General features: G+C 66.0%; 19 protein-coding genes. 17 read left to right on the top strand and 2 right to left on the bottom strand.

The window, feature by feature from the left end:
• Positions 1-2 precede the first annotated feature (2 nt).
• Positions 3-536, top strand: a complete 534-nt coding sequence (gene rimI, locus FYJ92_RS13545; RefSeq protein ID WP_185261174.1) for a ribosomal protein S18-alanine N-acetyltransferase — start codon at positions 3-5, stop codon at positions 534-536.
• The gene (gene tsaD, locus FYJ92_RS13540; RefSeq protein WP_255482081.1) at positions 533-1,657 is read left to right on the top strand and encodes a tRNA (adenosine(37)-N6)-threonylcarbamoyltransferase complex transferase subunit TsaD; all 1,125 of its coding nucleotides are present in this window, start codon (positions 533-535) and stop codon (positions 1,655-1,657) included. The genes rimI and tsaD overlap by 4 nt, the downstream gene beginning before the upstream one ends.
• A 55-nt stretch (positions 1,658-1,712) precedes the next feature.
• Here tsaD and FYJ92_RS13535 read toward each other — a convergent pair whose 3' ends face one another.
• Positions 1,713-2,864, bottom strand: coding sequence for a glutamate--cysteine ligase (locus FYJ92_RS13535; protein ID WP_185261173.1), 1,152 nt, complete (start codon positions 2,862-2,864; stop codon positions 1,713-1,715).
• Between the two features lie 341 nt (positions 2,865-3,205).
• On the opposite strand from FYJ92_RS13535, the gene FYJ92_RS13530 reads away from it, so the two are divergent.
• Positions 3,206-4,657, top strand: a complete 1,452-nt coding sequence (locus FYJ92_RS13530) for a glycoside hydrolase family 3 N-terminal domain-containing protein (protein WP_185263808.1) — start codon at positions 3,206-3,208, stop codon at positions 4,655-4,657.
• Positions 4,658-4,728: 71 nt separating this feature from the next.
• Positions 4,729-5,526: a shikimate 5-dehydrogenase gene (locus FYJ92_RS13525; RefSeq protein ID WP_185261172.1), complete on the top strand. Its 798-nt coding sequence runs from the start codon at positions 4,729-4,731 to the stop codon at positions 5,524-5,526.
• Positions 5,527-5,553: 27 nt separating this feature from the next.
• Here the strand turns inward: FYJ92_RS13525 and FYJ92_RS13520 are convergent, their stop codons facing one another.
• Complete coding sequence (locus FYJ92_RS13520) at positions 5,554-6,783, bottom strand: class I SAM-dependent methyltransferase (protein ID WP_185261171.1); 1,230 nt, start codon at positions 6,781-6,783, stop codon at positions 5,554-5,556.
• 55 nt (positions 6,784-6,838) lie between these two features.
• Here FYJ92_RS13520 and FYJ92_RS13515 point away from each other — a divergent pair, with 55 nt between their 5' ends.
• The 13 genes from FYJ92_RS13515 to guaA all read left to right on the top strand — a co-directional run bounded on the left by FYJ92_RS13515 (position 6,839) and on the right by guaA (position 23,651).
• Positions 6,839-7,222: a hypothetical protein gene (locus FYJ92_RS13515; RefSeq protein WP_185261170.1), complete on the top strand. Its 384-nt coding sequence runs from the start codon at positions 6,839-6,841 to the stop codon at positions 7,220-7,222.
• Between the two features lie 211 nt (positions 7,223-7,433).
• Entirely contained in the window at positions 7,434-7,727 is a 294-nt protein-coding gene (groES, locus tag FYJ92_RS13510) for a co-chaperone GroES (RefSeq protein WP_056344177.1), read from the top strand.
• 77 nt (positions 7,728-7,804) lie between these two features.
• The gene (groL, locus tag FYJ92_RS13505; RefSeq protein ID WP_185261169.1) at positions 7,805-9,415 is read left to right on the top strand and encodes a chaperonin GroEL; all 1,611 of its coding nucleotides are present in this window, start codon (positions 7,805-7,807) and stop codon (positions 9,413-9,415) included.
• Between the two features lie 166 nt (positions 9,416-9,581).
• Positions 9,582-11,105: an ATP-dependent DNA ligase gene (locus tag FYJ92_RS13500; protein ID WP_185261168.1), complete on the top strand. Its 1,524-nt coding sequence runs from the start codon at positions 9,582-9,584 to the stop codon at positions 11,103-11,105.
• 179 nt (positions 11,106-11,284) lie between these two features.
• On the top strand, positions 11,285-13,327 hold the full coding sequence (locus tag FYJ92_RS13495; RefSeq protein ID WP_185263807.1) for an acyltransferase family protein: 2,043 nt from the start codon (positions 11,285-11,287) through the stop codon (positions 13,325-13,327).
• Between the two features lie 213 nt (positions 13,328-13,540).
• Complete coding sequence (guaB, locus tag FYJ92_RS13490; RefSeq protein ID WP_111906560.1) at positions 13,541-15,052, top strand: IMP dehydrogenase; 1,512 nt, start codon at positions 13,541-13,543, stop codon at positions 15,050-15,052.
• 43 nt (positions 15,053-15,095) lie between these two features.
• The gene (locus tag FYJ92_RS13485; protein WP_185261167.1) at positions 15,096-16,958 is read left to right on the top strand and encodes an ABC transporter ATP-binding protein; all 1,863 of its coding nucleotides are present in this window, start codon (positions 15,096-15,098) and stop codon (positions 16,956-16,958) included.
• Positions 16,955-18,091, top strand: a complete 1,137-nt coding sequence (locus FYJ92_RS13480; RefSeq protein ID WP_185261166.1) for a GuaB3 family IMP dehydrogenase-related protein — start codon at positions 16,955-16,957, stop codon at positions 18,089-18,091. Before FYJ92_RS13485 ends, FYJ92_RS13480 begins: the two co-directional genes overlap by 4 nt.
• Before the next feature lie 136 nt (positions 18,092-18,227).
• Positions 18,228-19,967 (top strand): glycerol-3-phosphate dehydrogenase/oxidase, encoded by a 1,740-nt coding sequence (locus FYJ92_RS13475; RefSeq protein ID WP_185261165.1) that lies wholly within the window; start codon positions 18,228-18,230, stop codon positions 19,965-19,967.
• 45 nt (positions 19,968-20,012) lie between these two features.
• Positions 20,013-20,501 (top strand): PTS sugar transporter subunit IIA, encoded by a 489-nt coding sequence (locus FYJ92_RS13470; protein WP_185261164.1) that lies wholly within the window; start codon positions 20,013-20,015, stop codon positions 20,499-20,501.
• Positions 20,502-20,611: 110 nt separating this feature from the next.
• Positions 20,612-21,463, top strand: a complete 852-nt coding sequence (locus tag FYJ92_RS13465) for an SURF1 family protein (RefSeq protein ID WP_185261163.1) — start codon at positions 20,612-20,614, stop codon at positions 21,461-21,463.
• On the top strand, positions 21,460-21,960 hold the full coding sequence (locus FYJ92_RS13460; protein ID WP_185261162.1) for a DUF3817 domain-containing protein: 501 nt from the start codon (positions 21,460-21,462) through the stop codon (positions 21,958-21,960). Before FYJ92_RS13465 ends, FYJ92_RS13460 begins: the two co-directional genes overlap by 4 nt.
• Positions 21,961-22,061: 101 nt before the next feature.
• On the top strand, positions 22,062-23,651 hold the full coding sequence (gene guaA / locus FYJ92_RS13455) for a glutamine-hydrolyzing GMP synthase (protein ID WP_185261161.1): 1,590 nt from the start codon (positions 22,062-22,064) through the stop codon (positions 23,649-23,651).

Below are 23,651 nucleotides of genomic sequence, written 5' to 3'. Positions count from 1 at the left end.
GCATGCCTACCAGCGCAGACGGAGTGGTCATCCGGGATATGACCCTCGAAGACGTGCCCGCAGTGGACGCTCTGGAGCAGCGGCTGTTCCCGGCGGACGCGTGGCCGCTGCACATGTTCCTGTCCGAACTGTCCCAGCACGAAACGCGCCGGTACCTGGTGGCGGAAAGTGGCGGGGACATTGTGGGGTACGCCGGCCTGATGTGCATCGAGCCCGTCGCGGATGTCCAGACCATCGCCGTGGTGCCTGAATTCGAAGGCAGGGGTATCGGCTTAACACTCCTGACCCGGCTGGTTGACGAAGCCCGGCACCGGGGAGCAGCGGACGTCCTCCTGGAGGTCCGTGCGGACAATCCCCGGGCGCAGCAGCTGTACGTGCGGTTCGGCTTCGAACAGATCCATGTCCGCCGCGGGTATTACCGCGACGGCGTTGACGCCCTGATCATGCGGCTGCAACTGGTCCCCGAAGGCACAGCCCCCGCACCAGCCGACCCGGCAGCGGCCCCGGACCCCACAACAGAAGCAGGCAAAGCATGAACCGCTCGCAGCCCCTGGTGCTGGGCATCGAATCCTCCTGCGACGAAACCGGTGTGGGCATCGTCCGCGGCACCACGCTGCTCACCAACACGGTGTCCTCCTCGATGGACGAGCACGTCCGCTTCGGCGGCGTGATCCCCGAGATCGCCTCCCGCGCACACCTTGATGCCTTTGTGCCCACTCTGCGGCAGGCCCTGGCCGACGCCGACGTGCCGCTGGAGGACGTGGACGCCATTGCCGTCACCTCCGGCCCCGGGCTGGCAGGCGCCCTGATGGTGGGGGTCTGCGCCGCGAAGGCTTTGGCCGTGGCCACCGGCAAGCCGCTGTATGCCATCAACCACCTGGTGGCGCATGTCGGCGTCGGGCTGCTGGACGTAAACCCCGACGGCGGTGCTGCTGCGGGTGCTGCGGTTGGGCTCGGCCACGCCGGCCGTCTCCCGGAGAACCTGGGTGCCCTGCTGGTCTCCGGCGGGCACACCGAGATCCTGAAGATCGACAGCATCACCAGCGACGTCCAGCTCCTCGGCTGCACCATCGACGACGCCGCCGGCGAAGCCTACGACAAGGTGGCCCGCATCCTGGGCCTCGGCTACCCGGGCGGCCCGGCCATCGACAAGCTCGCCCGCACCGGCAACCCCAAAGCCATCCGTTTCCCGCGCGGCCTCAGCCAGCCCAAGTACATGGGCACCGCCGAGGAGCCGGGAAAGCACCGCTACGACTGGTCCTTCAGCGGCCTGAAGACGGCAGTGGCGCGGTGCGTCGAGCAGTTCGAGGCCCGCGGCGAAGAGGTGCCGGTGGCCGACGTCGCCGCAGCCTTCCAGGAAGCGGTGGTGGACGTCATCACGTCCAAGGCCGTCCTGGCCTGCCGCGAGCATGGCATCAAAGACGTTCTCTTAGGCGGGGGAGTGGCCGCCAACTCCAGGCTGCGGGAACTCACCGGTCAGCGCTGTGCGTCCGCCGGAATCAAGCTCCATGTGCCGCCGCTGGAGCTGTGCACGGACAACGGCGCCATGGTGGCGGCCCTCGGTGCCCAGCTGGTGATGGCCGGGATCGGGCCCAGCGGCATCCGCTTCGCCCCCGACTCCTCGATGCCGGTCACCGCGGTGTCACTCCCCGCCTGACCGCCCCGCCTGACCGCCCAGCTGACTGCCCCGCTGATAGAGCAACGGGTGGGGATTACCCCGTGGGCCCGTTCCGCATCTGCTTGACCAGGTCCAGCACCACGGCCTGCAGGTCGCCGCCGTGCTCGGCAGCGACCCGGCGCTGCCGCTGGTACCCTGCGCCGCGGCGGATGATCTTTTCGACGTCTGCCAGTTCGTCGGGGCAGCCGAGCTTCGCGGCCACTGGCTCAAGCCGGTTCAGGGTCTCCAGGAGGTGGTCGGTGACCAGCCGTTCGTTGCCGGCGGCGTCGAGGATGATGATGGCCTCCATGCCGTAGCGGGCGGCACGCCACTTGTTCTCCTGGACGTGCCACGGCGGCATGGTGGGGATGGTGCCGCCGTTGTCCAGGGTGGTGGAGAATTCATCCACCAGGCACTGGGTGAGGGCGGCAATCGCGCCCACTTCCTCCAGGGTGGCCAGGCCGTCGCAGATGCGCATTTCGATGGTGCCGAGGTTGGGAACCGGCCGGATGTCCCAGCGGATCTCGGACAGGGTGTCAATAACGCCGGTGGTGAACATGTCCTGGACGTAGGACTCGTATTCGCCCCAGGACGGGAACTGGAAGGGCAGGCCCGCGGTCGGCAGCTGCTGGAACATCAGGGCGCGGTGCGACGCGTAGCCGGTGTCCTCGCCGCCCCAGAACGGGCTCGACGCCGAGAGCGCCTGGAAGTGCGGGAAGTAGTTGACCAGGCCATCCAGGACGGGGAGTGCCTTTTCGCGCCGGTCCAGGCCCACGTGGACGTGCACACCATAGATGACCATTTGCCGGCCCCACCACTGCGTACGGTCGATCAGCTTGGCGTACCGGGCTTTGTCCGTCACGGGCTGCAGCTGCGGCGGGCTGAACGGGTGGCTGCCGGCGCAGAAAGCCTCCACGCCCATGGGGTCGGTGATTTCGCGCACCGCGGCCAGGGACCGGTTGAGGTCCTCCTTGGCTTCGGCGGCAGTTTCGCAGATGCCGGTGACCAGCTCAACGGTGTTGAGCAGGAGTTCTTGCTTGATGTGCGGGTGCTCGTCGTCTTCGTTGAGTTCGGGGTGCTTGGCAACCACGCCGCTGAGCACTTCGTTGGCGACCGATGCCAGTTCACCGGTCTGGCCGTCCACCAGCGCCAGCTCCCATTCCACACCAAGAGTTGATTGCTTCGATGAAGCGAAATCAATCTTCATGCGTTCCCCTAACTGTTCGGATATCACTGGGCACGCGCCGCGTTCAAGTCTAGTCCAGGGGTAGCATCGTCTTGATGGCCTTGTTCATATGGAGCCGTGAGTGTATTCACAAATCCACCCTCTTTTTCGCGGCCGCCGCCGTGGCCGCTACGACGGCCTGCACGGCGGTTCCCACCACCACCCCGGCGACCTCCAGCCCCGCGCCGGCGTCGACCCCGGGATCAGAGCGTCCGACGACGGCACCTCCGTCCGCTTCCCCTTCACCTGACACCGGGCTGCTGCCGCTGGGCTGGGGCCCTGAACAGCGGGACCAGGATGCCGCCGCTGCCGCCGTGGCGGCGATGTCGGTGGAGCAGAAAGCCGGTCAGGTGCTGATTCCGCTGTATGCCGGTACCGACGCCGAAGCCCAGGCCGCGACCATTGAACGCCTCCATCTGGCCGGGTCCATCATCATGGGCGACAACGTCCCGCTCGACGCCCGCGGCCAGGCGGATCCGGTCGCCATGGCGACGGTCAACGCCCGGCTGGCCCAGGCCGCAAAAGCCGACGGCAGGCCCTGGCCCGGGCTCATCGGCGTCGACCAGGAAGGCGGGATCGTAGCGCGGCTCGGTGCGCCCCTGACCGAATGGCCAACAGCCTTGAGCTACGGAGCCGCCGCAAATGTGCCGCTCGCCAAGGATGCAGGCCGCGGCCTGGCCGCGGAGGTCGGGTCGCTGGGCTTCACCGTGGCCTTCGCGCCCGTTGCTGACGTGACCATCGGCCCCGCAGATCCAACCATCGGTGCCCGGTCAATGTCCGGCAACCCGGACGCAGCGGGAGCGCTGGCAGTGGGGTTCTCACAGGGCATGCAGGAGGCAGGCGTCCTGCCGGCCCTCAAACACTTCCCGGGCCACGGCTCCGTGACGGTTGACTCGCACCAGGAACTTCCGGTGCAGCCCGCGGGCATTGCGGAGCTCGAGGCCCGGGACTGGAAGCCGTTCCGGGCAGCCATCGTCGCCGGTGTGCCGATGGTTATGACCGGGCACATCGCCGTACCGGCCCTGGAACCGGGCGTCCCGGCGTCGTTGTCCGGCCCCGCCTACGCTGCCTTGCGCGGCATGGGTTTCAAGGGTGTGGCCGTAACCGATGCCCTCAATATGGGGGCAGTCCAAAAGCAATACCCTGGCGGCTCCGCAGCAACGGCGGCGCTGGCTGCCGGCGCGGACCTGCTGCTGATGCCGACGGATGTGGGGCAGGCCCACACGGCCATCGTGAGCGCCGTGGCGGCCCGAACACTGCCCGCGGCGCGCCTGGACGAAGCAGCCATCCGGGTGGCCACCATGATGATTTGGCGCGGCCGCGTCACCTCGCCGCCCGCCGGCTCGGCCCCCGCCAGCGCAGCGCCCGGCAGCGGCGGCGATATCTCGGCGCGGGTCTCCGCGGGCGCCGTCACAGTTCTGTCCGGACACTGCGGCGCGCCAATAGTCCAGGGAAGCATCCGGATCGCGGGCGGATCACCGCAAGACAGGGCACGGTTTGAGGCTGCCGCGGCGAAGGCCGGGCTCGGCACCGGGGCGGGCCCACTGGTCAGCCTCATCGGTTACGCCGGCCGTCCGGTCGGGGGCGATATCGCTGTCGCACTGGATGCGCCGTGGCCGCTGCAGGATTCCAGCGCTCCGGTGAAAATTGCGCTCTACGGCCGGACACCGGGTGCCTTTGACGCCCTCGTTGCCGTGCTGGCAGGCAAGGCGACTGCACCGGGAAAGCTGCCCGCCGCCGTCGGAAGCTATCCGGCCGGGACAGGCTGCCCGTAACTTGGCCCGCATCACATCGCCGAATCGGTCAACGGCGGTTTAATGGACAGGTGCCCATTCTAAATAAAGACATGACCTTGTGTATTTCGCTGTCGGCCCGGCCCAGCAATAATGGGACGCGGTTCCACAACCACCTGTACGACCAGCTGGATCTGAACTGGATCTACAAGGCCTTCGCCCCCACCGACCTGGCCCAGGCGATCGCCGGCGTCAGGGGCCTGGGCATCCGCGGCTGCGCGGTGTCCATGCCGTACAAGGAGGACGTCATGGCCCTCGTGGATGAGCTGGATCCCTCCGCCAAAGCCATAAATTCGGTCAACACCATCGTGAACACGGACGGACGTCTGTTGGCCTACAACACCGACTACACCGCCATCGAACAGCTCCTCGCCGGCAACGCCGTCCCTGCGGATTACTCGGTGCTGGTCCAGGGCGCCGGCGGCATGGCCAAGGCCACCGTCGCGGCCCTGCGCGACGCCGGCTTCACGGACGTCACGGTCATCGCCCGGAACGAAGACACCGGCCGGGCGCTCGCTGAGCAGTACGGGTTCCAGTGGCGGGCAACGCTCGACGGCGGCACCGCGGACCTGATCATCAACGTCACTCCCATTGGTATGGCGGGCGGTCCGGAGGTGGACTCCCTGTCCTTCCCGGAAGATGCCATCGCGGCAGCCAAAGTGGTGTTCGACGTTGTGGCGCTACCGGCCGAGACGCCGCTGATCAAGGCCGCCCGGGCCGCCGGGAAACAGGTGATCACGGGCGCCGAGGTGGCCACCATCCAGGCGCTCGAGCAGTTTGTGCTCTATACCGGCCTGCGGCCCACCGACGAGCAGGTCCGGGCCGCCGAAGACTTTATGCGCGCCCAGTAGGGCCCGGTCTCGGGAGCGTTCGCTGCCTCAGGCCGGTTCCACCGAGATGGCCACCCGATCCTCCCCAATACGGGTCAGGACCAGGGTGGCTGTTTTTTGTCCGGCCTTCTTGCCGGCACCTTTGTTGCCGGCGAACAGCTGCTTGCGCAGTTCCTCCGGGGTTACCGACGTGCCGCGCTTTTTGATGTCCAGCACCGTGATGCCGTTCTCCTTCACCCAGGCCTTGAGCGCCTTGACGTTGTACGGCATCACCTCCAGGACCTTGTACGCCCGGGCGAAGGGCGTGTCCACCAGTTCCGGAGCGCAGATGTAGGCGATGTGCTCGTCCAGCAGGTGCCCGCCCAATTGAAGCGCGACGTCGGCCACCAGGCCGGCGCGGATCACCGCACCATCGGGCTCATACAGGTAGCCCTCCGCCGGACCCACCGGCGCCGCGGGACCGCCGTCGAAGTCGTCAGCGCTGGTCAGCTCGGCGGCACCCTGCGGGCCAAGCAGCAGCGCGGCCCGGCGGATTCCGGGCCGGCGCACGGAGTTGAACCACAGGGCCACCTCGGTGACGTCGCCGCCCACCGATATCCACTGCGCCTCGCAGCCAGCGGGAACAGACTCGTGCGGCATGCCGGGGCCCATTTTGACGCCAACCGCGCGCCCGGTGGCCGCGAGTGATTCCACAAATGACAGGGGCGGTGAGAACGCCTCAGGATCCCAGATCCGCTTGGTACCCGAAGTGGAGGTGACGCGGCGTGCGGGATCCAGCCAGACGCCGTCGACCCCGTCCAAAGGTACGGTGGTGGCGTCCGAATGCACCACCGTGGCGTTGGGGAAGGGGATCAGGTTGACCGTGGCGCAGGCGGCGGTGGTTTCGTCCATTTCCACGGCCGTGACCGTGATATCCATTGAGGCCAGGGCCAGGGAATCCGCGGCAAGGCCACACCCAAGGTCGGCCACATGGCGGACGCCGGCCTGCGCAAAGCGCTCGGCATGCCTTGCCGCGACCGTAAGACGCGTGGCCTGTTCCAGCCCGGCCTGCGTGAAGAGCATGCTCCGGGCGAACTCGCCGAACTTCAGCTCGGCCTTGGTGCGGAGCCGGGACTGGGTGAGGACGGCGGAGACCAATGCAGGGGAGTGGCCGGCCTTGCGGAGGGCCGCGTTGAGCTCGAACGCCTTGTCCTCCCGGTACGGGCCCAGGGACGCCAGGAGCTCCCAGCCTTCGCTCGTGAGCAGTGGGGCGATCTGGTCCTGCGGTGCTTGAGCCATGGGTTCAAGCCTAGTGGAGGTGGCCCGGTGGCCAGATCCCGCTAGGGTTGAAGGCATGGAAGACAGTGCAGGCACCCAGCCGTCCGGACTACCCCAAACCAGTAAACCGGACCTGGTGAAGTTCGCCCGCCCCGCGCTGATTGCAGGATCCGCAGTGGCCGTTGTCTGCGTTGCGCTGCTCGTGATCATCTTCTTCCTGGACACGTTCAACGCCACTGTCTACTCAGTGGGCGGCAATAACATCCAGGACGCCACGGACGAAGCAGGGGAGATTCGCGGGCTCTACGCCGGGGCACGCGTAGGCGGCATCATCCTGCTGGTGGTCTCACTGCTGGCTGCCGTGGGCGGCGCCGTGGTGCTGTATCTGCGGCGGGGCACAGCCGATGAAGGGGACGACGGCGACGAGGACGTCGATCTCGAGGACCTCACCGGCCGGTAACAGGCTGTTCGCCGGAGACATAATTCTGGCACTCGCCTTGACCGAGTGCTAACCAAAACATAGAGTCATCATTAGCACTCTCCCTAGGAGGGTGCTAACACATGACGAGCTGCCAGCCAGGCTGCTGCCGGCACCGCGACGACGGTTAGCCAGCCACGGCGAAACAGCTCAACTGTCCACAAATTTCGCTGACGTAGAAGGAGAGGTCCGAGTGTCGGTCTCTATTAAGCCTCTTGAGGATCGTATTGTTGTCCGCCCGCTCGAAGCCGAGCAGACCACGGCTTCCGGCCTGGTTATCCCGGACTCCGCACAGGAGAAGCCGCAGGAGGGTGAAGTTGTTGCAGTAGGCCCCGGCCGCTTCGAAGACGGCAACCGCGTCCCTGTCGACGTAGCCGTTGGCGACGTTGTTATCTACTCCAAGTACGGTGGAACCGAAGTCAAGACCGGTGGCAACGAGTACCTCGTGCTGTCCGCCCGCGACGTTCTGGCGATCGTCGTAAAGTAACTCTTTGGATCCCCGTGCCGCTGATCATGCATTCCGCTGGTCAGCTGTGCGGGGTTCTGTCTTGAAAGGACAAAACCATGGCAAAGCAGCTTGCGTTTAACGACGCTGCCCGCCGGTCGCTTGAAGCCGGCATCGATAAGCTCGCCAACACTGTCAAGGTGACGCTCGGCCCCCGCGGCCGCAACGTTGTCCTCGACAAAAAGTGGGGGGCACCCACCATCACCAACGACGGCGTCACCATCGCGCGCGAAATTGAGCTTGATGACCCGTACGAAAACCTTGGCGCGCAGCTGGCTAAGGAAGTCGCCACGAAGACCAACGATGTCGCCGGCGACGGCACCACCACGGCCACCGTGCTCGCCCAGGCCCTGGTCAAGGAAGGCCTGCGCAACGTTGCGGCGGGCGCCGCCCCTGGCCAGATCAAGCGTGGCATCGAAGTTTCCGTAGAAGCCGTTGCAGCCCGCCTGCTCGAGAACGCACGCCCGGTTGAAGGCACCCAGGTTGCCAGCGTGGCAGCCATCTCGGCCCAGAGCGACGAAATCGGCGAGCTCCTCGCCGAGGCATTTGGCAAGGTCGGCAAGGATGGTGTGATCACCATCGAGGAGTCCTCCACCACGCAGACCGAGCTGGTCCTCACCGAAGGCATGCAGTTCGACAAGGGCTACCTGTCCCCGTACTTCGTGACCGACTCCGAACGCCAGGAAGCCGTCCTCGAGGACGCCCTTATCCTGATCAACCAGGGCAAGATCTCCTCAGTGCAGGACTTCCTGCCGCTGCTGGAGAAGGCGCTGGCGAGCTCCAAGCCGCTCTTCATCATTGCGGAAGACGTTGAGGGCGAGGCCCTGTCCACGCTGATCGTCAACCGCATCCGCGGCACCCTGAACGTTGTTGCCGTCAAGGCTCCGGGCTTCGGCGACCGCCGCAAGGCCATGCTGCAGGACATTGCCACCCTCACCGGTGCGCAGGTCATCTCCGCGGAACTGGGCCTCAGCCTGGATTCGGTTGGCCTTGAGGTGCTGGGTACCGCCCGCCGCATCACGGTCACCAAGGACAACACCACCATCGTTGACGGCGCCGGTTCCGCAGAAGACGTCGCAGCCCGGGTTTCCCAGCTGCGCGCCGAGCTGACCCGCACCGACTCCGACTGGGACAAGGAAAAGCTCCAGGAACGCCTGGCCAAGCTGGCCGGCGGCATCGGCGTCATCAAGGTCGGCGCAGCCACCGAAGTTGAGCTGAAGGAAAAGAAGCACCGCATCGAAGATGCAGTGTCCTCCACCCGCGCCGCCCTCGAAGAGGGCATCGTGGCCGGTGGCGGTTCCGCTCTGATCCACGCACTGAAGGCCCTCGACGAGGATCCTGCAGTCAAGGCCCTCGAAGGCGACGCCGCCGCTGCTGTGGGCATCGTCCGCCGCGCGCTGGTGCAGCCGCTTCGCTGGATCGCCCAGAACGCCGGTTTCGACGGCTACGTTGTCACCGCCAAGGTTGCCGAACTCGAAACCAACAATGGCTTCAATGCCAAGACGGGTGAGTACGAGGACCTGATCGCCGCCGGTGTCATCGACCCGGTCAAGGTCACCCGTGCAGCCCTGCGCAACGCGGCATCCATCGCTGCGCTGGTTCTCACCACCGAGACCCTCGTAGTGGAGAAGCCCGCAAACGAAGACGAGCACGCAGGCCACAGCCACTAGTTCCCGCGTCTCCTCATAAAGAACCGGTCCAGCCTCGGCTGGGCCGGTTTTTGTGCTCACAGCTCACCTGCGGCCCGCTTTGCCGCCCTATGCGCCCGGCATGTCCGTGCGTTTCATGGCAGCGAATGGAGGAGGACGCCGCTGCCGAACGTGGCAGACTGATGCCATGTTGCTCGATGAGCTCGTGAAAACCTCGGATACCGTCGCGTCCACCCGCTCCCGGCTCGCGAAGGTCGACGCACTGGCCGATCTCCTGCGCAGGCTCGAGCCAGTGGACATCGCGACGGCCGTCGGCTTGCTTATCGCCCAGCCTCGGCAAGGCCGCGTCGGCATCGGCTGGCGCGGCATGACGGCAGCCATGGGAGAGCCGGCCGCTGAGCCGAGCCTGACGGTGTCCGACCTCGACGCTGCGCTGGACCGGCTGCTTGCCACCTCAGGCGCTGGATCAGCCGCGGAGCGCGCCGCGACCCTCCGGATGGTCACTGCGGCGGCAACAGAGCGTGAACAGGCCTTCATCGCCGGCGTGCTGCTCGGTGAACTGCGAACGGGTGCGCTTGAGGGTGTGCTGACGGATGCTGTTGCCCGCGCCGCCGATCGGCCCGTCGACGCCGTACGCCGCGCCGCGATGCTCTCCGGCAATCTCGGCGAAACCGCCCTGCTGGCCATCACGGGTACGGCGGCCGAGCTTGACGACGTGGGCCTCGTCGTCGGCCGTCCCGTGCAGCCCATGCTCGCCGGAACGGCGGCCAGTGCCAGCGCGGCGCTTGAGGTAACAGGGGAAGCATCCGTGGAATACAAGCTCGACGGGGCGCGCATCCAGGTGCATCGCGCCGGCGACCATGTGCGCATTTACACGCGCACCCTGGCCGAGGTGACCCACAGGCTGCCCGAGGTGGTGGAGGTGGTGCGCGGACTGCCGGTACGTGATGTGATCCTCGACGGCGAGACCCTCGCCCTCGACGAGGACGGCGGCCCCCGACCGTTCCAGGAGACCATGTCGCGGTTCGGGGCGGATGCGGTGCGCGCTACAGTGCTGCATCCGTGGTTCTTCGACGTGCTGCACATTGACGGGCGCGACCTGCTTGAGGAGCCGCTGTCGACGCGCATCGGCGTGCTCGAGCACATCGCCCCCGGGTACCGGATCCCGGGGGAGATCACGGCGGATGCGGCCGTTGCTGAGAGGGTCTCGCGCGATGCGCTGGCCGCGGGCCATGAGGGCGTGGTGGTGAAGGCGGTCGGATCGGCCTACGCGGCCGGCCGGCGTGGCTCCAACTGGATCAAAGTGAAACCGGTGCTCACCTACGACCTGGTGGTGCTCGCCTGCGAATGGGGATCGGGACGCCGCACCGGGCTGCTTTCGAACCTGCACCTGGGAGCCCTCGACCCGACCGGCGAGTTCGGCGAACCCGGCGGCTACGTAATGGTGGGCAAGACCTTCAAAGGACTCACCGACGCGCTGCTGCGCTGGCAGACCGAGAGGTTCCAGGAGCTTGAGGTGCGGCGAACGGCGGGCACCGTCTGGGTTGAGCCCATCACGGTGGTTGAGATCGCGATCGACGGCGTGCAGCAATCCTCGCGGTATCCGGGCGGAATCGCGATGAGGTTCGCACGCGTCAAGCGTTACCGCGACGACAAGACGGCGGCGGAGGCCGACACCATTCAGACGCTCCGGGCGCTGTTGCGTTCGTAGGGCGCGGATACCTGTTCCGTCCCGCCGCGCAGCGGCACGCGCAGCGACCTGAAATGCCCCACGGGACCGGACCCTGATTGGCCATCGGCCCTGCGGCTCCGTAGGCTTGATGCTTTGCTTACCCGCTTGGAGAGGTCTCTGTGTCCAGTGCACCAGCCGAGGCTGCCCCGCGCCCTGCGCTGGACGCAAAGACCGGCACGCGGACGCCCGTCCGGAAACTGACGTTCCGTCCCGAAGTCCAGGGCCTCCGCGCGCTCGCCGTACTGATGGTGGTGACTTACCATGTGTGGCTTGGCCGGGTGTCCGGCGGGGTGGATGTCTTCCTCCTGATCTCGGCCTTCCTGCTGACGCTGTCCTTCGTCCGGAAGGTGGAAGCCGGGGCCTCCCTCAATCTCCTCCGGCACTGGCTGCACCTCTTCAAACGGCTGCTGCCCGCCGCCGTCGTGGTAATCCTCGGGGTCCTGGCAGGCACCTGGCTCATCCTCCCGCAAGGCCGCTGGCCCGTCATCCTGGATCAGGCCTGGGCGGCGCTGCTGTACCGGCAGAACTGGCTGCTGGCGGACACCGCCGTGGACTACTACGCCCAGGACCACGCCGCGGCGAGCCCCCTCCAGCACTTCTGGTCCCTGTCCATCCAAGGGCAGGTCTTTATCCTGTGGCCGCTCGTCTTTGCCGCTTCCGCTGTACTGTGGCGGCTCCTCCGGCACCGGTACAACGCCAGCTATCGGGCCGTAGTGGCAGCCGCGTTCGCCGGGATCCTCGTTGCCTCGCTCGCGTTCTCTGTTGACCAGACGGCCACGAACCAGGCGTACGCCTACTTCGACACCCGGACGCGGCTTTGGGAATTCGCGCTGGGCTCGCTGCTGGCGCTTGTCCTGCCGTACGTGAAACCAGGGAAACTCCTGCGTGTGGTGCTCGGCTGGGCCGGCCTGGTGGCCATGGTCTCCTGCGGTCTGTTGCTGACCGTGGACCGGGCGTTCCCCGGTTTCGTGGCACTGTGGCCCACGCTGGCTGCCGCGGCGATCATCGTGGCTGGACAAAGCGGGAGCCCGTACGGCGTGGACCGTCTCCTGAGCTGGAAGCCGCTGGTCTCGCTGGGCGACAACTCCTACGCCCTCTACCTGTGGCACTGGCCCGTCCTGGTGCTTGCCCTGGCAGCTACCGGCGTCGAGGCGCCCACCCTCATCCAGGGCGCGGCAATCATCGCCGCCTCGGTGTTCCTGGCCGTCCTCACCACCCGCTTTGTGGAAAAACCCCTCCGGGAGTGGCGCTGGCCGCAGGTGCGCACCTGGCGCACCGCCGTCGTCGTCGTCGCCAGCTGTGCCCTGCTGGCCGGACCGGTGGCGGTCTGGCAGACGAGCCTCACAGCGGAGGAAGCCGCCACTGCCGCCCAGCCCCGCGAGCTGACGCCGGGAGCCGCCATGCTGGCCCCCGGCAACGCCGGGGCGTCCGCGCCGCAGGGGAGGATCATTCCGGGGCCCGCGGCGCTGGACAACGACTGGGCCGGCATAGATGCGCCCTGCGTCGGTCCCAACGCCACCGAAGACCCTGTGTTGGAAGGGTGCCGGCAGGCGCTCCCCGAAGGCGACCCCACCAAACGGATCGTTGTCCTGGGCGACTCCCATGCCCAGCAGTATCTTGCCGCCCTGGCTCCCATCGCCGAAGCCCGCGGCTGGGAGCTGGTCACCCTGCTGATGCCGGCCTGCCGGTTCGGGGCCGAATCCGAGACCCGGAACGCCGAGTGCAACGCCTACAACCGGGCCAGCGCAGCGTACGTGCTGGAACACCGGCCCGATGCCGTCTTCACCGTGGCCACCCTGACTCATGAGGAAGCACCGTTCGAGACCGAGGTGCCCGCGTACCTCGAAGGAATCCAGCCCATCGCGGACGCCGGCATAGAGATCGTCGGCATCCGGGACAACCCGCGCTTCACCATCAACATGCCCGAGTGCGTCCAGCGCCACAGCGCGGACGCCCCGGCCTGCAACCCGCCGCTGAACGAATCGCTGGCGGAGCCGTCCCCGCTGGAGAGTTACCGCGGGAAAGTGGACGGGTTGTACCTGATGGACCTTAGCGACTTCATCTGCGCCGGCGGTATCTGCCCGGCAGTGGTAGGCAACGTCTACGTGTACAAGGACGACAACCACCTCAGCAGGACGTATGTGGAAAGCATGATTCCCATGTTTGAGGACCGGCTGCTGGCGGCGACGGGCTGGAACTGACGTGCGCCCTGCGTGCCGTTGCTCACAATGGACTCCCGGAATAGGGGGATCGGCGTCGAGGTTCTAATATTTATTCAAAGCTTTCTGCACGGTGTCCGCGCATGAGGCACCCGCATGTACTAAGGCCCTGCACGGACCAGTCCCGTAATGACGGGCTGGTCATTAGCTGCAACCCCTACCCGTGACCCCATAACCAAGGTAAGAGGCGCACTCATGACCCAGCCCGAGCACAATCCTTTCGGCTTCATCGGCCTGACCTACGACGACGTCCTGCTCCTTCCGGGCCACACGGATGTCATCCCGTCCGAGGCTGACACGTCATCGCGGATTTCGAAGCGGATCACCGTCCACACACCGCTGCTGTCAGCCGCTATGGACACGGTCACCGAATCCCGGATGGCGATTGCCATGGCGCGCCAGGGCGGCCTCGGTGTGATCCACCGCAACCTGTCCATCCAGGACCAGGCGGACCAGGTGGATCGCGTGAAGCGCAGCGAGTCCGGGATGATCACCAACCCGCTGACCATCGGCCCTGAAGCAACGCTGGCGGAACTGGATGAGATCTGTTCGCAGTACCGGGTTTCCGGACTCCCCGTTGTGGACGAGGGCATGCGGCTCCTCGGCATTGTCACCAACCGCGACACCCGTTTTGTGCCCGAAGCCGACTTCCCGCTGCGGCTGGTCAGCGACGTCATGACCAAGATGCCGCTGATCACCGGTCATGTGGGCATCAGCCGTGAGGAAGCCTCCCATAAGCTGGCCACAAACAAGATCGAAAAGCTTCCGCTCGTTGACGAGCAGGGGCGGCTCAAGGGCCTCATCACCACCAAGGACTTCACCAAAGCAGAGCAGTACCCGCTGGCCACGAAGGATGACGAGGGCAGGCTCCGCGTAGGTGCCGCCATCGGCTTCTTCGGTGACGGCTGGGAACGCGCCATGGCACTCGTCGACGCCGGCGTGGACGCATTGTTCGTTGACACCGCCAACGGCCACTCCCAGGGTGTGCTGGACATGATCCGCCGCCTGAAGTCCGATCCCGTTACGGCGCACGTGGACATCATCGGCGGCCAGGCTGCCACCCGCGAAGGCGCCCAGGCCCTCATCGACGCCGGTGCCGACGGCATTAAGGTGGGCGTGGGCCCCGGCTCCATCTGCACCACCCGCGTGGTGGCCGGCGTGGGTGTCCCGCAGATCACCGCCATTTACGAGTCCGCAAAGGCAGCCATCCCTGCCGGCGTACCGTTGATCGCCGACGGCGGCCTGCAGTACTCGGGCGACATCGGCAAGGCGCTGGTTGCCGGCGCCGACACCGTCATGCTGGGTTCCCTCCTGGCCGGGTGCGATGAGTCCCCGGGCGAGCTCATCTTCGTCAACGGCAAGCAGTTTAAGAGCTACCGCGGCATGGGATCGCTGGGCGCCATGCAGTCCCGCGGCAAGAATACGTCCTATTCCAAGGACCGCTACTTCCAGGCGGACGTCTCCGGTGATGACAAGCTCATCCCCGAGGGCATCGAAGGCCGCGTCGCTTACCGCGGCCCGCTCGCCTCAGTGGCGTACCAGCTGGTCGGCGGCCTCCGCCAGACCATGTTCTACACCGGCGCGCCAACCATCCCGGAGCTCAAAGCCCGCGGTAAGTTCGTCCGCATCACCCCGGCCGGCCTCAAGGAATCGCACCCGCACGACATCCAGATGACTGTGGAGGCCCCGAACTACGGTTCGCGCTAATCCCCACCGGCGTGGGTCCACAGCTGGGAACTAGGCTGAAGCCATGTCCCATCCACGCCATCCCGCCGAGCTGAACCAAAAAAAGGACCCTCAGCGGCGGTTGGCCCTGAAGCCGTACGCCCGGGCTGTGGCGCAGGTGCTGCGGGTCAGCTTCCGGGCCTCGCCAGCCGCCGTCGTGATGAAAGTAGTCGGTTCGCTCATTTCGGCGACGCTGCCGTTGGTGACCACCTACTTCGCAGCGCTGACCACCACGGCGCTGGCGGCCGCCTACTCCGGTGATTCCGCAGCAGGCCAGCAGGCCATTGTGTACGTCATCATCACGGCTGCCCTGGGGCTCTTCTGGGGCGGCTTCAGCAGCGTGGACCGCTTCATTCAGCAGCTCATGAGCTTCAAGGTGGGCGCCATTGTGGGCGACCAGATGTATGAGCGCTTCCTGGCCCTGGAGTTCTGGTGGTACGACGACAAAGTAACCGTCGACCTCTACGACCGGGCCAAGCGGTTCTCCGATTCCTATGCGCGCGTGCTGGACCGGATCGCGGCCATCTTCACCCAGCTGGTCTCGGTGATCCTGGCCGTGGGAGCCCTGCTTCTGGTCAGCTGGTGGATTGCGGTGATTGTCCTGGTGGCCATCGTGCCCAGCGTCTACCTGCAGTTCAAGCTCTCGCGCGAACAGATCGCCCACTGGAACACGCAGGTGGACTCCCGCCGGCAGCGGCGGATGATCGAAACCAACCTGCTCCGCCCGCAGCACATCGCCGAGATGCGGCTCTACGGGATTGTCCGTTACCTGATGGATCTCCGCTCCCGGCTGCGCGATGCTGATGAGCGGCGCCGCCTGGACTTCCAGAAGCGCTACATTCCCAAGCAACTCGCCGCCGATGCCCTGCAGTACGGCGCCGAGGTGATCTCCCTGATCTGGGTGGTGGGCCAGATCATCGCCCGCGCCCAGCCTGTTGGCCAGTTCCTCTATGTCCAGCAGATCGTCAGCCGCGCATTGTCCACAGCCAACAGCCTGGTCTCCTCCCTCAGTTCGATTGACGAGGACCTCGCCAATCTCAAGGACTACGAGCTGTTCATGGCCATGCACGTGCATTCGGACCATTCGCCGCCGCTGCTGCAGGCACCCAACACAGTGGAACTGCGCGACATCCGCTTCACCTACACAGGCAGCGACACCGAGGTGATCCGCGGCATCAACATGACCATCCACGAGGGGCAGCACATCGCCGTCGTAGGTGAGAACGGGGCCGGAAAGTCCACCCTGATCCGAATCCTCGCCGGACTCTACCGGCCGGACTCAGGGCAGGTAATGCTCGACGGCGTCGATCTCGCCGCCGTCGACGTGAAGTCCTGGCACCGCCACCTGGCGGTGCTGAGCCAGGAGTTTCTGAAATACGAGTTCGCCACTGCCGCCGACAACATCCGCTTTGGCGACGTCGAGTCGCCCCGGGATGATGAACGGATCCGCCGGGCGGCCAGCGACGCCGAAGCGTTGGAGTTCATCAATAAGCTGCCTAACGGCCTGGATAACTACGTCAGCAACTGGATGGAGGATCCGCGCGGCCGGAAGGGGAGCGGGCTCTCCGGCGGCCAGTGGCAGCGGCTCGCGATGGCCCGGAACTTCTACCGCAACGCCACCTTCATGGTGATGGACGAGCCGACATCTGCAATTGACGCGCTGGCCGAGCACCGGATCTTCACCCGGCTGTTCGCGGACCGCAGCAGCACCATCATTGCCATCAGCCACCGGCTCGCCACCATTGAGAAGGCCGACATTGTCTACATGCTCGAAGACGGTCAGATTGTGGAACAGGGGACGCACAAGGAGCTGGTGGCCTTGCGCGGCCGCTACTTCAGGATGTTCGAATCGCAGTTGACAGCCGTGGAGGATAACCTAGAGCAGTGACTTACGAGATCGAGATCGGCCGTGGCAAGCGTGGGCGTCGTGCCTACTCCCTGGATGACATTGCGATTATCCCCAACCGTCGTACCCGCGACCCCAAGGACGTTTCCGTTTCCTGGCAGATCGATGCCTACAAGTTCGACATGCCCGTGATTGCCGCCCCCATGGATTCGGCCATGTCCCCGGAGACGGCCATCGCTTTGGGCCGGCTGGGCGGACTCGGCGTGCTGGACCTCGAAGGCCTCTGGACCCGCTACGAGGACCCGCAGTCCATCCTTGACGAGATCGCGGCCCTCCAGGACGAGGTCAACAGCCCCGCGGTGACCGGCCGGATGCAGGAGCTGTACCGTGCCCCCATCCAGCCGGAACTGATCACCTCCCGCCTCGCCGAGATCCGCGCCGCCGGTGTTACGGTGGCGGGCTCACTGACCCCGCAGCGCACCCAGGAACACTACAAAACCGTGGTGGCTGCCGGCGTCGACATCTTCGTCATCCGCGGCACCACAGTGTCAGCCGAGCACGTCTCGAAAGACCACGAACCCCTGAACCTCAAGCAGTTCATCTACGAACTGGACGTCCCTGTGATTGTGGGCGGCGCGGCCGGCTACACGCCCGCTTTGCACCTGATGCGCACCGGCGCCGCCGGCGTCCTGGTCGGCTTCGGCGGCGGAGCCACCGCCACCACCCGGCGTGCCCTGGGCATCCACTCGCCCATGGCTTCCGCCATCTCCGACGTCGCGGCCGCCCGCCGTGACTACATGGACGAGTCCGGCGGACGGTACGTCCATGTCATTGCCGACGGCGGCATGGGCACCTCAGGTGACATCGTCAAGGCAATTGCCATGGGCGCCGACGCCGTGATGCTGGGCAGCGCCCTCGCCCGCGCCGAAGAAGCCCCCGGCAAGGGCTGGCACTGGGGCCAGGAGGCCCACCACCTGGAGCTTCCCCGCGGTGACCGCGCCAACGTCGGCACCGTCGGACCGCTCGAAGAGGTGCTATTCGGGCCCGGCCATCACACCAACGGCACGTCCAACCTGATCGGCGCACTCCGCCGTTCGATGGCGACCACCGGCTATTCGGACCTCAAGGAATTCCAGCGCGTCGACGTCGTAGTTTCTCCATACACCGGTAACTGACAGCCTCAAACAGTGAGCGGCGGATACCGCTGACGTCATCCGGAGCGCCTCCGTCGGTGGACCCTGCCCTGCCCAACCGGGCAGCAAAGAAGTAATGTTGATTAACTACCGGCAGCAGCGGCAAGGGAGGCGTTCAGTGAACAATGTTCCAAACGAAGGCGGGGTCCTTGGTCCCGCGGCCAGGGAAGCATCGATCGCCAGGCTCAGGGCTACCTCGGAACCCGTCAACGAACTGGACATCCTGATCGTCGGCGGCGGCATCGTGGGCGCCGGAGCGGCGCTGGACGCCGTGACCCGAGGCCTCAGTGTGGGGATTGTGGAGGCCAGCGACTGGGCGGCCGGCACGTCGTCGCGTTCCTCCAAGCTGATCCACGGCGGCCTGCGCTACCTGGAGATGCTGGATTTCGGGCTGGTGAAGGAAGCGCTGCACGAACGCGGCCTGATTCTTTCGGTCCTGGCACCGCACCTGGCCCGGCCCGTGCCGTTCCTGTATCCGCTGACCAAACCGTTCCTCGAGCGGCCCTATGTGGGCGCCGGGATCGCACTCTATGACGCCATGTCCATTAGCGGCGGGCACAGCCGCGGCGTGCCGTTCCACAAGCACCTCAGCAGGCGGGGCACCCTCAGAGCCGCCCCCAGCCTGAAAAAAGACGCCTTTGTGGGCTCCATCCGCTATTACGACGGCCAGGTGGATGACGCCAAGTACGTGGCAAACCTCGTCCGGACGGCCGCACACTACGGCGCCCATGCGGTGAACCAGATGGCGGTGGTGGACTTCCTGCGGGAAGGTGAACGCGTGGTGGGGGCCAAAGTGGTCAACCACGAGGACGGTACGCACTTCAACGTCAAAGCCAAGCAGGTCATCAACGCCACCGGTGTATGGACTGACGAAACCCAGGCGATGGTCACGGACCGGGGGCAGCTCAAAGTCCGGGCGTCCAAGGGCATCCACCTCGTAGTGCCCCGCGACCGGTTCCAGTCCACGGTTGGGCTGATCCTGCGCACCGAAAAGTCCGTGCTCTTCGTTATTCCGTGGGGCAGGCACTGGATCATCGGCACCACGGACACTGAGTGGAACCTAGACAAGGCCCACCCGGCGGCCTCCAGCAAGGACATCGACTACATCCTCGAGCACGTCAACCGGGTCCTGAAACGCCCGCTGACCAGGGAGGACGTTGAAGGCGTCTACGCCGGACTGCGCCCCCTCCTGGCGGGGGAGAACGATTCCACGGCGAAACTGTCGCGTGAACACATCGTGGCCCACCCCGTACCGGGCCTGGTGGTGGTGGCCGGCGGCAAATGGACCACCTACCGGGTTATGGCCAAGGACGCAGTGGACGAGGCCACCCGCACCATGGATGAGCGGGTCCCGGCGAGCTGCACCGAAACCATCCCGCTGCTCGGTGCCGGCGGATTCAAGGCCGCCTGGAACCGCAGGAGCAGGACCGCCGAAGAGTCCGGCGTACACGTGGCCCGGGTGGAGCACCTGCTGAACCGCTACGGGTCCATGACTCCGGAGGTACTGGACATCATCGCCCGGAATCCCGAATTGGCAGAGCCGTTACCCGGTGCTGACGATTACCTGCAGGCCGAAGCCGTGTACGCCGCAACCCACGAGGGCGCCCGGCATGTCCATGACGTGCTGACCCGGCGGACACGCATCTCCATCGAGGCCTGGGACCGTGGTGTATCGGCGGTGCCGGTTGTCGCTAAACTTATGGGCGAAGTCCTTGGCTGGAGCGATGTACAACGCGAAAGCGAAATAAAGCACTACATAGCACGCGTTGAAGCTGAACGGCTGAGCCAGCAGCAGCCGGACGACGAATCCGCCGACGCCGCACGGCTGGGTGTGGAGGACATTGTCCCCTTGCGCTGAGGCGGCACCGCATACCAGCATTTCTCCTGACTGAAGGGATACGCCTTGGCGGAACCACTTGACCGGTACGATGCCGATCTCACCACCTCCGATCTGGTGATTCTGGAGTTGGAAGCAACGGGCAAGTCGGACGCCGCGGCGCAACTCGCAGAACGCCTCTTCGCCGCCGGGCGCGTCACAGACCTGCCGGGGTTCCTGGAGCACGTCAACGCCCGCGAACACCAGCTCGCCACCGGCCTGCCGGGCGGGATCGGGCTCCCGCACGCCCGCAGCGAATTCGTCTCGCGGACGTCCATCGCCGTGGGCATCACCAAATACGGCCACTCCCTGGACTTCGGTGCCGCTGACGGTCCGGCCACCGTCATCCTCCTGATCGCCACTCCGGCAAGCTCGTTTTCCGATCACCTCGAAGTCCTGGCCACGCTGGCGCGCTCCCTGTCCAAGGAATCCTTTCGGGAGTCGCTGCGCCGGGCCTACGATGCCGAAGTCATCGCCGAACTCATCAACTCGAGCCTGGTGTTCTTCGACCACTGAGATTGGGGCAGGCCCTTTCGTGTCGACTCCGTCGCCACGTAGGGACCCGGCTGCCCCACTCTAGGGCAGGCTATTAGTTGTTCTACAGAGGAACGAAGTACGGTTAAGACGTGTGGAAAACAGCCCTTAAGCCCCGATGGATCGCAGGCCTGGTCTTCGCGATCGTTGTCTCCGGGGTGTTTGTCCTGCTCAGCCAGTGGCAGTTCGGGCGCTCCACGCAGCCCGAGGTTGCGGTGAATCCCGACACCGAGGACGTGAGGGTGCTGACGGAGACGCTTGTCCCCGGATCATTCTTCCCCGGGTCAGTGTCAGACCAGATGGTCTCCGCCGAAGGAACCTACGACCCCGCCAAACAGGTTCTGGTGCCAGAACGCCTGAAGAATGGCGAGAACGGCTACTGGGTGGTTTCCGCCTTCGCCGTGACCGGAGCGCCCGCGGTCACCGGTGTCGCGGCTTCCCCGCAGACCTGGATTCCCGTAGCCCGCGGCTGGGTGGCAGATCCCGACGACGCCGGCGCACCGCCGTCGGGCATTGTGAACCTGACCGGACGGCTGCTGCCGTCTGAATCGCCGCTGCCGTCCACCGCGCCGGACGCCGGACGCGCCTCTGCCGTGTCGGTTGCCGAACTCATCAACTACTGGGACATCAGCATGTACCCGGGATTCGTGGCCGCGACCTCGGAACTGGCCGCCGGGTCCGACCTGTCCGCGGCGGCCGTTGACGGAGCCCTGAAGCCCCTGGAAATCGGTCCCCAGCCGCCCGCCCAGCAAGTCAACTGGCTCAATCTCTTCTACTCGCTCGAGTGGGTGGTGTTCGCTGGCTTCGCCCTGTTTATCTGGTGGCGCCTCGTGAAGGACGACTACCGGCGGGACCTCGAAGAGGAACTCGACGACAATCCTCACCATGATGCTCCGCCCGCCGAAGCAACCTCTGAACAGCTCCAACAAAAGGTAAAGCCATGATCGAACCGAAACCGGCCATCCAGCAGGGACCTGCGCAGGGCAAGGGCAAGAAGCGCCGCTTCGGCGGTACCGAGCGGCAGATCCGTTCCGCCCTGAAGTTCTACAAGGTGCTGGCGTACCTCACCGGCGCCATGCTGCTGCTGCTCTGCGCCGAACTCATCGCACGTTACGCCTTTGGCCAGTACCTTTTTGCCGGCGGCACCAGCGCCGGCACGGGGCAGCCGTTCGGCCTGGGTTTCGCCGACGCCGAGCCCAAGGGCGTGGAGGGCGGCGTGAACATCTCCGTCGCCGTGCTGATCCTCCACGGCTGGATGTACGTGGTTTACCTGATCTCCAACTTCCGCCTGTGGTCGCTGATGCGGTGGCCTTTTATGAAGCTGATCCTCCTGGCACTGGGAGGCGTGGTGCCTTTCCTTTCCTTTATCGTGGAGAAGAAGTTCCACGCCGAGGTGGAGGCTGAACTGGCGGCGAACCCCCAGGCCACACAGCGCTACTGAGACGGCGTAAACGGGAGCGCCGCCGGGACGGGGAGAGTCTGCTCCGTCACAGCGGGGCCCGCCAAGGTGCGGCAGGGCGACCACGCAAGTAGGCTAGTGCGGTGACTACTCCCACTGCATCCCAGACTTCCCAGAAGCCGGTGCTGGTTGTTGACTACGGTGCCCAGTACGCGCAGCTGATTGCCCGCCGCGTCCGGGAAGCGAATGTGTATTCGGAAGTGGTTCCGCATACCTTCACCACCGAGCAGCTCCTGGCCAAGGACCCCGCCGCCATCATCCTTTCCGGTGGTCCCTCCAGCGTTTACGCGGACGGGGCACCCGCCGTCGGCGCCGACCTGTTTGAGGCCGGCATTCCGGTCTTCGGCATCTGCTACGGCTTCCAGGCCATGGCCAATGCCCTGGGCGGGAAGGTCGACAAGACCGGCCTGCGCGAGTACGGCTCCACCGAAACCACCATCCTCGGTGAGGGCCGCTCCGTCCTCGAAGGGATGCCGCAGCACCAGAACACCTGGATGAGCCACGGCGACTCTGTGCACGAGGCCCCCGAAGGCTTCGAAGTGCTGGCGACGACGGCCGGCGCTGAAGTGGCTGCCTTCGCCAACGAAGAGAAGGCCCTCTACGGCGTGCAGTGGCACCCCGAGGTCAAGCACTCGGCCTATGGCCAGCAGGTGCTGGAAAACTTCCTGTTCAAGGGCGCAAAGCTGGAGCCCAACTGGACCACGGGGAACATCCTCGAGGAGCAGGTGGACCGGATCCGTAAGCAGATCGGCGACGCCCGGGTTATCTGCGGGCTCTCCGGCGGCGTTGACTCTGCCGTTGCGGCGGCGCTCGTTCAGCGGGCCGTTGGCGACCAGCTGACCTGTGTGTTCGTTGACCACGGCCTGTTGCGCGAAGGCGAAGCCGAACAGGTTGAACGCGACTTCGTTGCCGCCACCGGCGTCAAGCTGTACGTAGCCAACGAGCAGGAGCGTTTCCTGTCGGCCCTGGCCGGCGTCAGCGATCCGGAAACCAAGCGTAAGATCATCGGCCGCGAGTTCATCCGCGCGTTCGAAGAGGCCGAGCTGGCCATCATCGCCGAGGCCGCGGCCCACGGCGAGAAGATCAAGTTCCTGGTCCAGGGCACGCTGTACCCGGACGTCGTCGAATCCGGCGGCGGCGAAGGTGCCGCGAACATCAAGAGCCACCACAACGTCGGTGGCCTTCCCGAGGACCTGCAGTTCGAACTGGTTGAACCCCTCCGCGCACTGTTCAAGGACGAGGTCCGCGCCGTGGGCGCCCAGCTGGGCCTGCCACAGGAAATCGTCGGGCGCCAGCCGTTCCCCGGCCCCGGACTGGGAATCCGCATCGTCGGCGACATCACCCAGGAGCGCCTGGACCTGCTCCGCAAGGCAGACGCCATCGCGCGTGCCGAGCTGACCGCAGCCGGGCTGGACAACGAGGTGTGGCAGATGCCGGTAGTCCTCCTGGCCGACGTCCGCAGTGTCGGCGTCATGGGTGACGGCCGCACGTACGGCCACCCGATTGTGCTCCGTCCCGTTTCGTCCGAGGACGCCATGACGGCGGACTGGTCCCGCCTGCCGTACGATCTCCTGGCCCGGATTTCGAACCGGATCACCAACGAGGTGGAAGGCGTCAACCGGGTGGTGCTGGACGTAACCAGCAAGCCGCCGGGAACCATCGAGTGGGAATAG

Source organism: Pseudarthrobacter sp. NBSH8 (assembly GCF_014217545.1).
Lineage (GTDB): Bacteria > Actinomycetota > Actinomycetes > Actinomycetales > Micrococcaceae > Arthrobacter.
The sequence above is the reverse complement of the archived record's forward strand: the minus strand, read 5'-3'. Positions and strand labels throughout refer to the sequence as shown.